Here is a 12,593-nt window from a genome sequence, read left to right on the forward strand (position 1 = left end):
CCGTGATGAAGGCGTTGCCGACTCATACCAGGCCTGAATAGCTTCATCATCCAGCCAGAAAGTTATGGAGCCACGGTTGATGAGGGCTTTATTGTAGGTGGGCCAGTTGGTGATTCTGAACTTTTGCTTTGCCACGGAACGGTCTGCGTTGTCGGGAAGATGCGTGATCTGATCCTTCAACTCAGCAAAAGTTCGATTTATTCAACAAAGCCTGATGAAGGGGATTGTGCTGTCTTATTTGAGATAAATACTTGGAAGTCAATGGGTGTGTAATTATTATGGGCCTATACGATTTTATCGTTGTCGGAGGTTATTCCCCCATTTTTCCCTAATGATTCCCCGTATAATTTTTAAAAATGAAAAAAACCAGCCGTAAAAGGCTGGTTTTGAATGTGTTTTTGGTCGGCACGAGAGGATTTGAACCTCCGACCCCCGACACCCCATGACGGGTATTTATCTTACAAATGCATTGCAGGAATTACATTTGTACTTACCAGCAATAGTTGCATGTCCAGTGACTGCGCTCATTGAGGACATTTTTTTATCCGATCCCTCATAACATCTTGGGCAGAAAGGTCCGTTTGGCTTGCCATCAACAGGTGTAGCTCTCCAGTAGACATTATCCCGAAACTCAAGCTCATCTGAGGCATTTAGTTTTCCTTGCAGTTCATCAACCTTCCGCTTTAGTTCATACATCTCAAGCTGTGCATCTGCAAGTTCGATTTTTGCTTCAGATAGAGCACTGTAAAGCTCGCTGAACTTGAGCCTCATTTCAGCATCGTTATATGCGCCCGAAGCATTTTTTATATCCTTCGCCAAATCGAAGGCTGTCTTAAGCGCAGTTAATCCTGTGACAATATCGGCCATACATCCCTCTTTTTAGATAAATGACGTTCGTGTAAGCCATAAGATTACATCCGGCGTAAGAAAATGTTTGTGAGTAAAATCATAAGCTTTAAGGCTAAAGTTTCACCATTTTAACTTTTTGGTAATCGTAATCTGTTGATTAATATGATTTTATAATTATGAATTAGTGGCGAAAAATTTAACGTATGTTACTGATTATTGTAGATAACATGTGTGATTTTAAAACGCCTTTGATTTAGGGTACACAGAGGAAGATAATTTCTTCAACTGAAAAATGGTTATCAAAACCCAAAAATAATTAAATACAATCAACTGGTTAGCCTGTGGCTAGAAATGTGTGACGAGAGCTTTATTTCTGATGTTTTTACCTAAAAATCAATGCGTCATGATTGATTTCATGAAATAATGCTGCGTCATATGGAATGGTTCGAAGCCGCAGACCTGATCGTTAAAGGTATGGAAGGCGCGATCAATGCGAAAACCGTAACTTACGATTTCGAACGTCTGATGGAAGGCGCTAAGCTGCTGAAATGTTCAGAGTTTGGCGACGCGATTATCGCGAACATGTAATCCAGATTCTGGGTTAAACAAGAGCGGGGGCCAGAGGGTTCCCGTTTTTTTTGCCTCTGCCCGCGGGAGACAACCCGATGTTAGCCACTGTCCTTATCACTGTCGTTGCACTTATTCATCTCTACATTCTTGTGCTGGAAATGTTCCTGTGGAATACCAAAACAGGGCACAAGGCCTTTAATCTGCGTCCTGATTTTGCACGCGACACCCGCGTGCTGGCGGCGAATCAGGGGCTGTATAACGGGTTCCTGGCGGCGGGCCTGCTGTGGAGCCTCTGGCTCGGCGAAAACGGGATTCAGGTGGCCATCTTCTTCCTGAGCTGCGTATTGATTGCCGGACTTTTTGGCGCAGCCACCGCCAGCCGTAAAATTTTGTACGTGCAGGCCATTCCCGCGCTCGCTGCGCTGCTTGCGTTACTCATCTGAAGCAATGCTTTGGTTGAGATAATGCGTCCGATATACTCGTGACGTTACCTTTATTGACCAGAGACGAGACTGTTATGCACAACGATATCCCCCTGAAATATTATGATATTGCCGATGAGTACGCGACGGAGGCCGCAGAGCAAGTCGCGGAATCAGAGCGCGACGCGCTGGCACACTACTTCCAGCTGCTGCTCACCCGCTTAGCGAATAATGAGGAGATCAGCGAGGAAGCCCAGCAGGAGATGGCCACAGAAGCCGGGATCCGTGCGGGTCGCATTGATGATGTTGCGAACTTCCTCAATCAGTGGGGAAATGAATAGCCTGCCTTAGAAACTGTTATGCTGATGCTTTGCGATACAGCTCAGCATCACGCTATCGGACCACATGCATTTTTTCCGCAGAATAGGCGAAGCGGGTTTATCGACAAGCAGCGCGAAAATAACGATCAGAAGAAAGAGTACTGCAGGAAAAACTAAGGATAATTTCACGTTTTTAACCAAAATAAGAGTGTGCTTCAGGGGAATCTACCGTCTGAATATGACGACTATATGTTTTGGCGGAAAAAATGGAAACGTCCGAGTGTAAAAAAACGAGCAGGACAGGCTTCAGGTTAGGGGGCGACGCCGGTGAGTCGCTTCGCCAGCTCGCTCCGGGTGAGTGCTTTTGAAAAATACCATCCCTGGATCAGCGCGTCGGGATATCTGTCCGCAATAAAGCGATACTGAGTTTCATTTTCCACGCCCTCGAAAACAAGGGTTTTATTCAACTTCGCGAGGGCATCGCTAAAGATAACAAAGATGTTTTGCTTATAATCTTCGCTGATGCCGTCCACCAGCGATTTGTCAATTTTGATTTCATCATATTCAAGCTGCGACAGCCGCGCCAGATTTGAATTTTGCACGCCGAAATCATCGATTGAAATTTTAACGCCAAGCGATTTTAGTTCCTGGCAGAATCCCTCAAGGATATCCGCCGCGGAAACGGCTTTCTCAGAAAGCTCGACCTTCATCAGGGAAAGGGGAAGGTTGTTGACTAAGCACTCGCGACGCAAAATGTTAATAAACTGTCCGTCTTCAATTTCTTTCCGCCCAACGTTGATTGAAACGATCAGCTGATGCTTAATCGCCAGCGGGGCAATTTCTGAGAGCGATTTACCGATAACATTGCCATAATATCTTTTATACAGCCCGATTTTCTTAATTAATGGGATAAACAGCTCCGGCGAGACGTCTCCGTGTTTTTGATCGCGCCATCGCGACAGAACTTCCACGCCCACGATTTTTTGATCGCGAATGCGAATAATGGGCTGATAGTTAACGCTGAAGGTATTTGTTATCACGGCTTTGATTAGCGTACGTTCCAGCGAAAAACGGTCTTCATGGATACGGAAGACAAATAACGTTATCGCGACCCAGATAAAGTAGAGAATGATCGCGAGAAACGTCAAGATAAACGGGGGTAACGAGGCCAGTCCCGCATCGTGATGTTTTACAATCACGCATAAATCCCATACGGCGCTGCACTGTGTAATGGTCAGGGTGAACAACGTGGAGTGCAGCCAGCTCCGCGCTCGCAGGTCGGGGGCAGCCGAAAAAAAGATCCGGCCAAAGTCCTTTGTGGTGGCACTCAGAGAATAGCTTGCGGTAACCGGGGTGAATTTATCGTAAGCATAGCGGGAAGTGAAGATAATAATATTATTATAAATGGCCGCATTGCCCGTGAAAAAGTCTTTTCTTGAAAACTGCGCGAGGAGAAAACCTCTCGGCGTTTTATGCAGTTCCGCAGGAAGTGGAACGGGCGTCGCGAGTTTACCCCAAAAAGCAGTACAGATAATTTTTCCTTTTTCAATAAAACCGATATCGCCGAAATAGAGGTTGTTAAGCTTTATTTGTCTGTAGCTATCCAGGCTGGTTTTATCACACCCCTGCGTCGTTATGCTTTTAAGGCCCAGCGCCACGTTTTGGGACAGGTCTTCGGAATAATGTAAAAGGGTCCGGGATATTTCAAGCTGTTTGGTTTTTTGCTGACCAAGGATAACCGCATTGACCGCATAAAGAGACAGGATGACCAGAAGCGTTGAAACGATCGCAACGGCAATGCGCTTTTTCATTTTCCGGTTATCCTGTCCGCTCCCTGAATTCATAAATCTTAACACAGCCTGGGCAAGGCACAAGCCTGATAGTCACGCCGGGTGAGCAAATTCGGGCGGGTGAACTCATACGAAAGCATCAGTTTTTTAAGATAATTCTCAGCTAAGCTATTTTCATTGCGATCGGCAACGTCAGGTAAACCACGGGTTCTTCTTTCAGATCCTTCATGCTTGTTTATTCTATTAAGGAAAACATCGTGCGCAACGTGATGATCCCTATTCTCAGTGCCCTGTTTCTTTTTCTGATCGGCATACTGATTATTAACTGGCAGTTATGGCAGATGGCGAAAATGAATAACGTTCATACCGCCACGGTAAGCACCCAGAAAATAGAAAGCATTTTGTCGGAAGCCGTCAGTGCGGCCAGCACGGCGAAGCGCGTTGCGGAGCAGGGGTGTACCAGCAGCGGGCAGCTGGCGCTGGGGACAGAAGCTGCGCTAAAACCGCATCTGCGCGCCATCATGATCCAGCAGCAGGGGGAAATCACCTGTACATCCCTTCCGGGGAATGGCGTATTGATTGTTCATCCGGAGACGCTACCTGAAAAAGAATTAATGCTGCTCCCCGGTAATCGACTGGTGAACGGGATCCCGGTACTTGTCTTCCAGATGCCCATCGCAGGCGGGCGCATCATCGTCAGCGTCAGCGATGCGCATTTGCAGGACGTCATCGCGAACGCATCAAACAGCGTTGACCTGGGGTTGGTTGTCGGCGAAAGCATGTTTACGCGCAACGGTGACGTGACCGGCTGGAAAGCGGCCTCGTGGACGGGTTCACTTACGGCATCTTCGCAATTCCCCTTTAGTCTGGCCTGGCAACCGCCTGCCTTTTTTAGCCTGACGCGGCTACTGCACCAGGGCTGGAGCCTGATACTGCTGATTCTCGCGCTATCCCTGGCGGTGGGCATTTTGATCCGCCGATACAAGGGAAAAAGCACCACCTTTGAAGACGATTTGCGTAAGGCCATTTTGCAGGGAGAGATCGTGCCTTACTACCAGCCGATCGTGAACGGGGACACCGGCGGGTTATACGGGGTTGAAGTCCTCGCAAGGTGGAAGCATCCAAAGTCTGGGTTTATCCCGCCGGATGTCTTTATTCCGATTGCTGAACGTAGCGGGTTGATTATTCCGCTGACCAAAGGCTTGATGGCGAAAGTGGTCACACAGCTTAAGCCGCTGTTGCCGAAGCTACCGGATGGGTTCCATATCGGGGTGAACATCAGCGCCAGACACATTGATGCCCCTTCTTTCCTTGGTGACTGTCGTCTCTTCGGTAAGGGGTTTCAGGGTAAAGCCGTGAAGCTGGTTCTCGAGGTGACCGAACGTGAACCGTTGATCGATAATCCTCATCTGGTGGAAAACCTCAACGCGCTGCATAACGCCGGTTTTGTCATTGCACTGGATGATTTTGGTACGGGGTATTCCGGGCTGTCATGTCTAAATGCGCTTGCCATAGATTATATTAAAATTGATAAAAGCTTTGTTAACCGGGTTTCTGAGGAGAAGGACTCAACGATCCTGCTGGACTGCGTTATTGACCTGGCGAAAAAACTCTCATTGCGTATCGTGGCCGAAGGTGTAGAAACGAAAGAGCAGCTGGAGTACCTCAACCGTAATGAAATTACCCTGTTGCAGGGGTATTATTTTGGTAAACCCGTCTCCTATATCGATTTTATTAAAGTCATTTTATCTAAGCCCAGGGAGGCCGTGATGCTGTAAAACGTCAGGCGCTGTAAAAAAATCAGGAATAGAGCGGGTTGCCTGGCGGTGAAACACAAAATAAAGACGAGCTTCTGTTGTATGCTTAAGTGCAATTCATTTTCCTCTTATCCTGAGCTTTGTTACAGTGACAAGAGTTGTCAGCCAGGGATATCAGGCGTGATAAGGTGGAAAAGCTCGTGCATGTGAAAAATACTTTTTACACAACAACCATTACCGTCATCATTGTCTCATTGATTATCTCGCTGGCGCTTGCCGTCCAAATTGCCACGTCCAGACAGCAGTCAATCCAGCAAATTAATACCAGCGTCGCTAACCTCAGCCACACCCTGGATGTTTATACTGAAGGGATCATGCGCCAGAGTGAAATGTTAATTACTACCGTTTCCGACATAATCGAAATTTATGGCATGACCCCGCAGCAGGCGACCAATATTCAGCACATGATCCATAATCAGGATAACCTTCTTACCCAGATTAATAATGTGGTTGTTTACGATGCTCAGGGCGATATCTTCACTGCGCTGCATGAAAGTTTCACGGGGCCACGCAAAGGCTCGGACAGAGAGTTTTTTATCTATCACCAGGAAAATAAAACTCAGCAGGTCTTTATTGGGGAGCCGGTGGTAAGCAGAACCAATGGCAAATGGGTTATCACCCTCAGTCGGCGCCTTGAAACTCAGTCCGGAGCATTTAACGGTGTCGTGGTGGTTACGCTCGGTATTGAAAATTTTCTGGCACTCTACGGGCAGATTAATATCGGCCACTCGGGCGTCATCGGCTTAACGACGCAATCAGGCGTGCTGCTGGTCCGTTATCCCTTTAAAAATACCTATATCGGCACGATTGTTTCTGATTCACCGCTCTTCAGGAAATATCTCAAAGTACAAAATACGGGGATAGCCAGCTCCATCTCACGGTTTGATAAAATCGAGCGCATCTATGCCTATGAGAAAAACCGACGCTACGGACTGGTCACCACAGTGGCCGTCAGCATTGATGAAGCTCTTGCACCCTGGCGCAAGCAGGCGATTCAGCTGGCGGTACTCATTTTCGTGTTTACGGCGATACTCATCGTGGCGTCGTACTTCCTGTATTCCGACCTGTCCCGAAAAACACGGGATAACAAAGCGCTGAAGATTATCGCTTCAGAAGATGCGTTGACCGGGCTGTACAACCGCCGCGTCTTTGATGAAAAAATCCTCTCGGAAATTGCTACGTGCGCCGCGCATGACGCGCCGATTTCGGTACTGATCGTGGACGTGGACTACTTCAAAAAATACAACGATAACTATGGTCATCCTGAAGGGGACCGGTGTCTGGCAATGCTCGGAAACAGCCTCAGGGAGAGCCTTACCCGTGATAATCAGCTTGTGGCGCGCTACGGCGGAGAGGAGTTTGCGCTGATATTGCCGGATGCGGATATTCAGGAGGCACTTCGTCTGGCCCAGACGATTATTCGCAATGTGTTCTCGCTGCAAATCGCGCATGCCTTTAGTCCCTTCGGCCGGGTGACGGTAAGCGTCGGAATTTCCACCGCCCGTGCCGTCGACATTGCAGGCAGCCAGCAAAATATCATTATTGCCGCAGACCAGGCGCTCTATCAGGCGAAACGCGCGGGACGTAACCGGTACGCGTTTGTTGGGGTATGAGCAAAAAAAAAGCCCACTCAGGAGTGGGCAAGAAATACTGGAAGCAATGTGAGCAATGTCGTACTGAATACTTGAGTGTTTCTCTCAACTATTCAGTGTTGAGAAAGATAATCTTTCTCAACAAAAGATGCAACCCCACAGTTTCTGTGGCCTGTACATTTTGTTGATGAATAATTCCCCACTCTCTCATTGTGATGCTTATCACAAATTTCCTTTCTGGAATCCTGTGCTATTCTTTTTTGTGTCGTTGATTTAATGACAAAAACCATACAGAGAGGAAAGTTATGGGAATTTTATCCTGGATTATCTTTGGGCTTATTGCGGGTATTCTGGCGAAGTGGATCATGCCGGGCAAAGATGGCGGTGGGTTTATCGTCACCGTAATACTGGGTATTGTCGGCGCGGTAGTCGGCGGCTGGATCAGTACGCTGTTCGGTTTTGGCAAGGTCGATGGCTTTAACTTCGGCAGTTTCGCCGTCGCGGTGATCGGTGCGCTGGTTGTTCTGTTTATCTACAGAAAGATCAAAAGCTAAGGTCTGAAAGCGTTGAAAAAGGCTGCCAGATGGCGGCCTTTTTACGTACTGGCGTTTACCACCAGCCAAGCTGCGTGCCGGCAAACGCCGCGATGGCAACGATCAGCATAATGACGGTTGTCTTCCGCATTTATGCCCCCGGCGCCGCGTAACCGCCGACAAAAAACCACGCTAAAAATACCACCGCCGTTATAAATATAACGACCGGGAAGAGGATCCCTATTCTCATACCATCACCTGTTTCGGTTTCTGTAACGCCGTAGAGTGTACGGGGTTAATCAATGGTGAGAAAGCGTGATTTGCTTTTTCCTTTCTTATCCTGATACATCGCGACATCCGCAGCGCGTAACGCGCTGTCAGGATCGGTTGCGGCAGGGTCCACTTCGATCACGCCGAAGCTGGCGCCCGGATAAATAATATGAACGCTGCCCAGCCAGTATTCGCCAGCGATGCAGGCGCTGAGGCGCGTTTTGAGCAGCGTAAGCTGCGCGTTATCCCCGTCCTGGTGGGGCTGGATCAGCGACGCGACCAGAAATTCATCCCCGCCCAGACGACCGATAATATCGTCCTGCTGTTTCTCTTCCGTCAAACGCTTGCCCACTTCTATCAGGAACTGGTCGCCAGCCTCGTGGCCGTAACGATCGTTAATCAGTTTGAAATCATCCAGATCGATGAACGCGATGATGGCGTTACGCTTCAGGTGCCGGGCCAGAGAAAAGAGGGTGGTCAGATCTTCAAAAATGGCGCGACGGTTAGGTAAACCGGTAAGGGCATCCGTATAGGAGTGCGCGATGAGGGCCGCATTGGCTTCGCGAAGCTGGGTCACCAGCGACTCTTTCTGAATGGACTGGGCGATCAGCCCGGCGAAGAGCTTCAGAACCTGTTCGCCGCGCTCGCTCAGCGGCTTTCTGGCCGTGCTGGTGGCACAGAGCGTTCCGTAAAGTGAACCATCCGCAAGATGGACAGGAATACTCATGTAGGTGGTAATGCCAAGTGCTTTCGCTGCTTCACACTCGGGCCAACGCTCGGGCACGTCATTGCTGAATATCGTGTCACTATCCAGCGCGCGCTTGCACAGCGTCTCATCCCATGGGACGCTCAGCCCCTCCGGGATCGTCATCTGCTTGCTGTTGCGGGCGTAGAGAATGTGCTGAAGCCGCGCTTCGATATCCACCTTCGTCAGGTAGGTCGACTCCATGTCGGTGACAATCTCCAGCATCTCCAGCAGCTGGCGAACGAGGCTTTCAAGGGATTGCTCGGTGGCAAGGGTTTCTGAAACGCGAGCGAGGATAAGATCCGACATGACGTAGAATGACTCCCAGGCAGAAGACGTCTGCATCTGCATGTTATGCTGAATTTTTAGGCTTCAGACATAGTAAAACATGAATACAGAAAATTTAATATATGCAGGGGGCGGGCAGCAGGCGAGAAAAAAAGCCCCGTTGTTGAGACCGGGGCAAAGACATCTTGATTACGGAATGATGTTCTCTGGTCATATCGAGAACATGCCACACTATAGTGCTGAAAAGTGCAGTTAAAATGGAGAAATCATGGAGAACGTGGCGATGACCCGTTACCCTTAGACTCTGATGACGTCAAAAGGATCAATGAGATGAGATTTCTGCTTCTGGCGCTGGCGCTTCCCCTGGCCGCCTGCACCGCCAAAACCACGCCACCTGATGCACCGAAACCGCCGCACGTTATCGGTATGGCGAACCCAGCTTCCGTCTACTGTCTGGAGAAAGGCGGGGAACAGTTCCCGGTTCAAAGCCCGCAGGGTGTGCGTACCGAGTGCAAATTACCGGGCGGCGAAGTGATTGATGAATGGACGCTCTATCGTCGCGACCATCCGCAACCCGCCAGGTGACAAAGTAATATTGCCTGCGATACACTTCTCTTTAAGATTATTCTTAGCCAGTTCCTGGCGTTCGTTATCGTGAGAGAAGTATGTTTCAGCTAAAACCGGGCAGCATGGCGATGATCGTTGGCGCCCGCACGGCGTCAGGCCGTCGCAATATTGGTAAATCCGTTGAGCTGTTTGGCCTTTGCCAGCCTGGCCTGCGTTTTGTTAACCCCGTCAACGGCGTGATGACGCAATTACCGGTCACCGCAGATCGCGCGCTTTGGCTGGTGACGGGGGATGTCTACGCCTTTGACAATCAGCATGGCTTTGCCTTTGTCCGCGCCGAACATCTGATGCCGCTCACCCCGGATGAAGCGCCGCAAATTCTGGATGAACTGACGATCGGCTGATCAGAGATGGCGCAGCCAGTCGGCTAAGACCAGAGCGTGATTTTGCTCCGTGTTTTTGGCAGCAAAGAGCAGGGTGACGGTCTGCCTGCGCGCCAGCGTCGCCAGACGCACGCCCTCGTCAGCCTGCTGCGCCAGCTCTTCCCGATAGGCCTGACTGAAGGCGGCGAAATCAATCGTGTCGCTGTGAAAAGCCTTGCGTAATTCATTCGAAGGCGTGAGCGCTTTACACCATTCGTCATACGCGAGATCCGTTTTCTTCAGCCCGCGCGGCCACAGCCTGTCCACCAGTATCCTATAGCCGTCGTCAGGGCTTGCCTGTTCGTATACCCGTTTGCACTGAATCATGATTCCACCCTCCCAATTTAAGGTATTGTGATAATTGCAAAAGATCGGTAGTCTGAGGTTCCTTATGTTATCTGATAATACTCTGGCATAAGGAACCTTTCATGGAACACCTCCCGGTTAAAACGACGCTGCGCATTGCGCTGGTTGGCGATTACAATCCCAATGTTATTGCGCATCAGGCTATCCCGCTGGCCATTGACGACGCCGCTGCAGTGCTTGACCTCACCGCCGATTACGACTGGCTGGCCACGACGGAGCTAACAAGCGCTGAAGATCTGGTGGGCTACGATGCCATCTGGCTGGTTCCTGCCAGCCCCTATAAAAACACGGCGGCCGCTTTTATTGCCGCGCGCTACGCCCGTGAGAACGGCATCCCGTTCCTGGGCACCTGCGGCGGGTTCCAGCATGCGCTGATTGAGTATGCCCGAAACGTGCTGGGCTGGGCTGATGCGGCACACGCTGAGACGGATACCGAAGGCACCATGGTGATTGCGCCGCTGACCTGCTCGCTGGTGGAAAAAACGGATGCCATTGAGCTGCGCAATAATACGCTGATCGCCAAAGCGTACGGCAAGCCCGAAATTGAAGAGGGGTATCACTGTAACTATGGCGTGTCGCCGGCGTTTGCGCAGGCGCTGGAAAGCGGTGATATGCATGTGACGGGCTGGGACGATCAGGGTGAAATCCGTGCCGCGGAGCTGGTGACGCACCCGTTCTTCGTGATCACCTTATTCCAGCATGAACGTGCCGCGCTGGAAGGACGCCCGGTCGTGCTGGTGCAGGCGATGCTGCGCGCAGCGCGCGGGTAAAAAAGGCAGACCCGGTGGTCTGCCTGAGGATTTAACGGGGCGCGATCTCCCGGTCTCGCCCGGCTAACACACCGCAGATAGCCATTATCACAGCGGCCAGCGCACAGCCCAGAAGCGGGATTTGCCAGTCTCCTGCGGTATCGTGAATTTTCCCCATCAGCGGCGGGCCGCAGGCGGCAAGCAGGTAGCCAATCGACTGTGCCATTCCGGAGAGCGCCGCCGCCTGGTGCGCAGAGCTGGCGCGCAGGCCGATGAACGTCAGGCCGAGGATCATTGTTGCCCCTGTGCCAAAGCCAAACATCAGCGTCCACATCACCGCCATTCCGGGCATAAACCATAATCCTGCCGCGCTTATCGCGCACATCAGGGCCACTAAGCCTGCGATCGCTCGCTGATCTTTCAGGCGGTGGAGGATCAGCGGAACGGCGAGTCCCGGCACGGCCGTGGCCAGCTGCAACAGACCGTGCACCGAACCGGCCTGCGCTTCGCTGTAGCCATGGCTCAGCAATATCGCCGGCAGCCAGCCGATGATGACGTAGTAGATCAGCGAGTTAATTCCTAAAAAGAGCGTCACCTGCCAGGCGAGGGCCGAGCGCCAGAGCGCGCGGTTTTGCAGCGCGCCTGCGCCCGTTACCGTTGCGACGTGTTTCTGACGCCACTGCGGCAGCCAGAGCAGCAGCGCGACCAGCGGAAACGCCATCAGCATCAGCAGCGCGCCATGCCAGCCCGCGCTCCCCTGTGCAAGGGGAACGATCATTGCTGAGCCAAACGCCGCCGAGACGCCCATCGTCAGGGAATAGGCGCCGGTGAGCTTCGCCACCTGGCCCGGAAAATCACGCTTAATTAATCCCGGTAACAGCACATTACCGAGCGCAATACCGCAGCCGACGATCGCCGTTCCGATGAAAAGCAAAGCGGCGGAAGGCAGCGAGCGAACGGCAATCCCGGCGCAAATGAGCAGCAGGGCGATAAACAGGCTGCGCTCCATGCCGATACGCCGGGAAACGCCTGCGGCGAGCGGCGAGACAAGGGCGAAAGCCAGCAGGGGCAGGGTGGTCAGCAGACCGGTTTGCGCCGTGCTTAAGCCATAATCAAGACGAATGGTATCGAGCAGCGGCGCTGCGCCAGTAAAGGTGACGCGAAGCGTAGTGGCAATCATCAGGATGCCTGCAATCAACAGCGCGCCGTGTTTTCCTGAGGTGCGAATAGCAGTAGTCATTATGTTCTCATACGTTCAAGCGAGCGCACACAATACCGATTTTCTCAGCGGTT

15 protein-coding genes, 1 tRNA gene and 2 pseudogenes are annotated in these 12,593 nt (G+C 51.1%); 10 read left to right on the forward strand and 8 right to left on the reverse strand.

What is annotated here, in order from left to right; genetic code table 11:
- From FHC48_RS16205 to FHC48_RS16215, 3 genes and pseudogenes are all read right to left on the reverse strand, one after another.
- Positions 1 to 180, reverse strand: a pseudogene (locus FHC48_RS16205) (IS5/IS1182 family transposase); the annotation flags it as partial.
- 219 nt (positions 181 to 399) lie between these two features.
- Positions 400 to 496 (reverse strand) — tRNA-Pro (locus tag FHC48_RS16210).
- The gene (locus FHC48_RS16215; RefSeq protein ID WP_129694292.1) at positions 454 to 867 is read right to left on the reverse strand and encodes a hypothetical protein; all 414 of its coding nucleotides are present in this window, start codon (positions 865 to 867) and stop codon (positions 454 to 456) included. Before FHC48_RS16215 ends, FHC48_RS16210 begins: the two co-directional genes overlap by 43 nt.
- Positions 868 to 1,266: 399 nt before the next feature.
- Here FHC48_RS16215 and FHC48_RS16220 point away from each other — a divergent pair.
- The 3 genes and pseudogenes from FHC48_RS16220 to FHC48_RS16230 all read left to right on the forward strand — a co-directional run.
- Positions 1,267 to 1,437 (forward strand): annotated as a pseudogene (locus FHC48_RS16220) (isocitrate/isopropylmalate family dehydrogenase); the annotation flags it as partial.
- A 77-nt stretch (positions 1,438 to 1,514) separates the two neighbouring features.
- A complete protein-coding gene (locus FHC48_RS16225) occupies positions 1,515 to 1,862 on the forward strand; it encodes a DUF1304 domain-containing protein (protein ID WP_059363690.1) in 348 nt (115 codons plus the stop codon).
- Positions 1,863 to 1,936: 74 nt separating this feature from the next.
- On the forward strand, positions 1,937 to 2,182 hold the full coding sequence (locus FHC48_RS16230) for a DUF2543 family protein (RefSeq protein ID WP_025911748.1): 246 nt from the start codon (positions 1,937 to 1,939) through the stop codon (positions 2,180 to 2,182).
- Between the two features lie 290 nt (positions 2,183 to 2,472).
- On the opposite strand, the gene FHC48_RS16235 is transcribed toward FHC48_RS16230, so the two are convergent.
- The gene (locus FHC48_RS16235) at positions 2,473 to 3,972 is read right to left on the reverse strand and encodes a cyclic diguanylate phosphodiesterase (RefSeq protein ID WP_220418830.1); all 1,500 of its coding nucleotides are present in this window, start codon (positions 3,970 to 3,972) and stop codon (positions 2,473 to 2,475) included.
- Between the two features lie 236 nt (positions 3,973 to 4,208).
- Here FHC48_RS16235 and FHC48_RS16240 point away from each other — a divergent pair, with 236 nt between their 5' ends.
- The 4 genes from FHC48_RS16240 (at position 4,209) to FHC48_RS23500 (ending at position 8,066) form a co-directional block, all read left to right on the forward strand.
- Positions 4,209 to 5,729 carry an EAL domain-containing protein gene (locus FHC48_RS16240; protein ID WP_084833571.1) on the forward strand — a complete coding sequence of 507 codons (1,521 nt, stop codon included), beginning with the start codon at positions 4,209 to 4,211 and terminating at the stop codon, positions 5,727 to 5,729.
- Between the two features lie 167 nt (positions 5,730 to 5,896).
- The gene (locus tag FHC48_RS16245; RefSeq protein WP_369804006.1) at positions 5,897 to 7,381 is read left to right on the forward strand and encodes a diguanylate cyclase; all 1,485 of its coding nucleotides are present in this window, start codon (positions 5,897 to 5,899) and stop codon (positions 7,379 to 7,381) included.
- A gap of 284 nt (positions 7,382 to 7,665) precedes the next feature.
- Entirely contained in the window at positions 7,666 to 7,914 is a 249-nt protein-coding gene (locus FHC48_RS16250) for a GlsB/YeaQ/YmgE family stress response membrane protein (protein ID WP_008500746.1), read from the forward strand.
- Positions 7,915 to 7,943: 29 nt separating this feature from the next.
- On the forward strand, positions 7,944 to 8,066 hold the full coding sequence (locus FHC48_RS23500) for a hypothetical protein (protein WP_008500745.1): 123 nt from the start codon (positions 7,944 to 7,946) through the stop codon (positions 8,064 to 8,066).
- On the opposite strand, the gene FHC48_RS16255 is transcribed toward FHC48_RS23500, so the two are convergent.
- Together FHC48_RS16255 and FHC48_RS16260 are read right to left on the reverse strand one after the other, a co-directional pair.
- A complete protein-coding gene (locus FHC48_RS16255) occupies positions 8,045 to 8,143 on the reverse strand; it encodes a YoaK family small membrane protein (RefSeq protein WP_014883431.1) in 99 nt (32 codons plus the stop codon). The genes FHC48_RS23500 and FHC48_RS16255 overlap by 22 nt on opposite strands.
- Before the next feature lie 45 nt (positions 8,144 to 8,188).
- On the reverse strand, positions 8,189 to 9,217 hold the full coding sequence (locus FHC48_RS16260; RefSeq protein WP_059363743.1) for a sensor domain-containing diguanylate cyclase: 1,029 nt from the start codon (positions 9,215 to 9,217) through the stop codon (positions 8,189 to 8,191).
- A gap of 309 nt (positions 9,218 to 9,526) precedes the next feature.
- On the opposite strand from FHC48_RS16260, the gene FHC48_RS16265 reads away from it, so the two are divergent.
- Complete coding sequence (locus tag FHC48_RS16265; RefSeq protein ID WP_059363692.1) at positions 9,527 to 9,781, forward strand: DUF333 domain-containing protein; 255 nt, start codon at positions 9,527 to 9,529, stop codon at positions 9,779 to 9,781.
- Positions 9,782 to 9,861: 80 nt separating this feature from the next.
- Positions 9,862 to 10,167, forward strand: a complete 306-nt coding sequence (locus tag FHC48_RS16270) for a hypothetical protein (protein WP_008500742.1) — start codon at positions 9,862 to 9,864, stop codon at positions 10,165 to 10,167.
- On the opposite strand, the gene FHC48_RS16275 is transcribed toward FHC48_RS16270, so the two are convergent.
- Positions 10,168 to 10,512: a DUF488 domain-containing protein gene (locus FHC48_RS16275; protein WP_059363693.1), complete on the reverse strand. Its 345-nt coding sequence runs from the start codon at positions 10,510 to 10,512 to the stop codon at positions 10,168 to 10,170.
- Positions 10,513 to 10,613: 101 nt separating this feature from the next.
- On the opposite strand from FHC48_RS16275, the gene FHC48_RS16280 reads away from it, so the two are divergent.
- Positions 10,614 to 11,321, forward strand: coding sequence for a CTP synthase (locus tag FHC48_RS16280; RefSeq protein ID WP_021241044.1), 708 nt, complete (start codon positions 10,614 to 10,616; stop codon positions 11,319 to 11,321).
- 31 nt (positions 11,322 to 11,352) lie between these two features.
- On the opposite strand, the gene FHC48_RS16285 is transcribed toward FHC48_RS16280, so the two are convergent.
- Positions 11,353 to 12,540 (reverse strand): CynX/NimT family MFS transporter, encoded by a 1,188-nt coding sequence (locus tag FHC48_RS16285; protein ID WP_059363694.1) that lies wholly within the window; start codon positions 12,538 to 12,540, stop codon positions 11,353 to 11,355.
- Positions 12,541 to 12,593: the final 53 nt, after the last annotated feature.

The sequence above is a fragment of the Enterobacter sp. EC_50 genome (genome assembly GCF_019584525.1).
Taxonomy (GTDB): Bacteria; Pseudomonadota; Gammaproteobacteria; order Enterobacterales; family Enterobacteriaceae; genus Enterobacter; species Enterobacter roggenkampii.

Bases quoted from the DNA above. Each gene is read 5' to 3' on its own strand.
- FHC48_RS16225 (WP_059363690.1), top strand. From the start codon at position 1,515: ATGTTAGCCACTGTCCTTATCACTGTCGTTGCACTTATTCATCTCTAC.
- FHC48_RS16230 (WP_025911748.1), top strand. From the start codon at position 1,937: ATGCACAACGATATCCCCCTGAAATATTATGATATTGCCGATGAGTAC.
- FHC48_RS16280 (WP_021241044.1), top strand. From the start codon at position 10,614: ATGGAACACCTCCCGGTTAAAACGACGCTGCGCATTGCGCTGGTTGGC.
- FHC48_RS16255 (WP_014883431.1), bottom strand. From the start codon at position 8,143: ATGAGAATAGGGATCCTCTTCCCGGTCGTTATATTTATAACGGCGGTG.
- FHC48_RS23500 (WP_008500745.1), top strand. From the start codon at position 7,944: ATGGCGGCCTTTTTACGTACTGGCGTTTACCACCAGCCAAGCTGCGTG.
- FHC48_RS16235 (WP_220418830.1), bottom strand. From the start codon at position 3,972: ATGAAAAAGCGCATTGCCGTTGCGATCGTTTCAACGCTTCTGGTCATC.
- FHC48_RS16260 (WP_059363743.1), bottom strand. From the start codon at position 9,217: ATGTCGGATCTTATCCTCGCTCGCGTTTCAGAAACCCTTGCCACCGAG.
- FHC48_RS16270 (WP_008500742.1), top strand. From the start codon at position 9,862: ATGTTTCAGCTAAAACCGGGCAGCATGGCGATGATCGTTGGCGCCCGC.
- FHC48_RS16250 (WP_008500746.1), top strand. From the start codon at position 7,666: ATGGGAATTTTATCCTGGATTATCTTTGGGCTTATTGCGGGTATTCTG.
- FHC48_RS16215 (WP_129694292.1), bottom strand. From the start codon at position 867: ATGGCCGATATTGTCACAGGATTAACTGCGCTTAAGACAGCCTTCGAT.
- FHC48_RS16275 (WP_059363693.1), bottom strand. From the start codon at position 10,512: ATGATTCAGTGCAAACGGGTATACGAACAGGCAAGCCCTGACGACGGC.
- FHC48_RS16265 (WP_059363692.1), top strand. From the start codon at position 9,527: ATGAGATTTCTGCTTCTGGCGCTGGCGCTTCCCCTGGCCGCCTGCACC.
- FHC48_RS16285 (WP_059363694.1), bottom strand. From the start codon at position 12,540: ATGACTACTGCTATTCGCACCTCAGGAAAACACGGCGCGCTGTTGATT.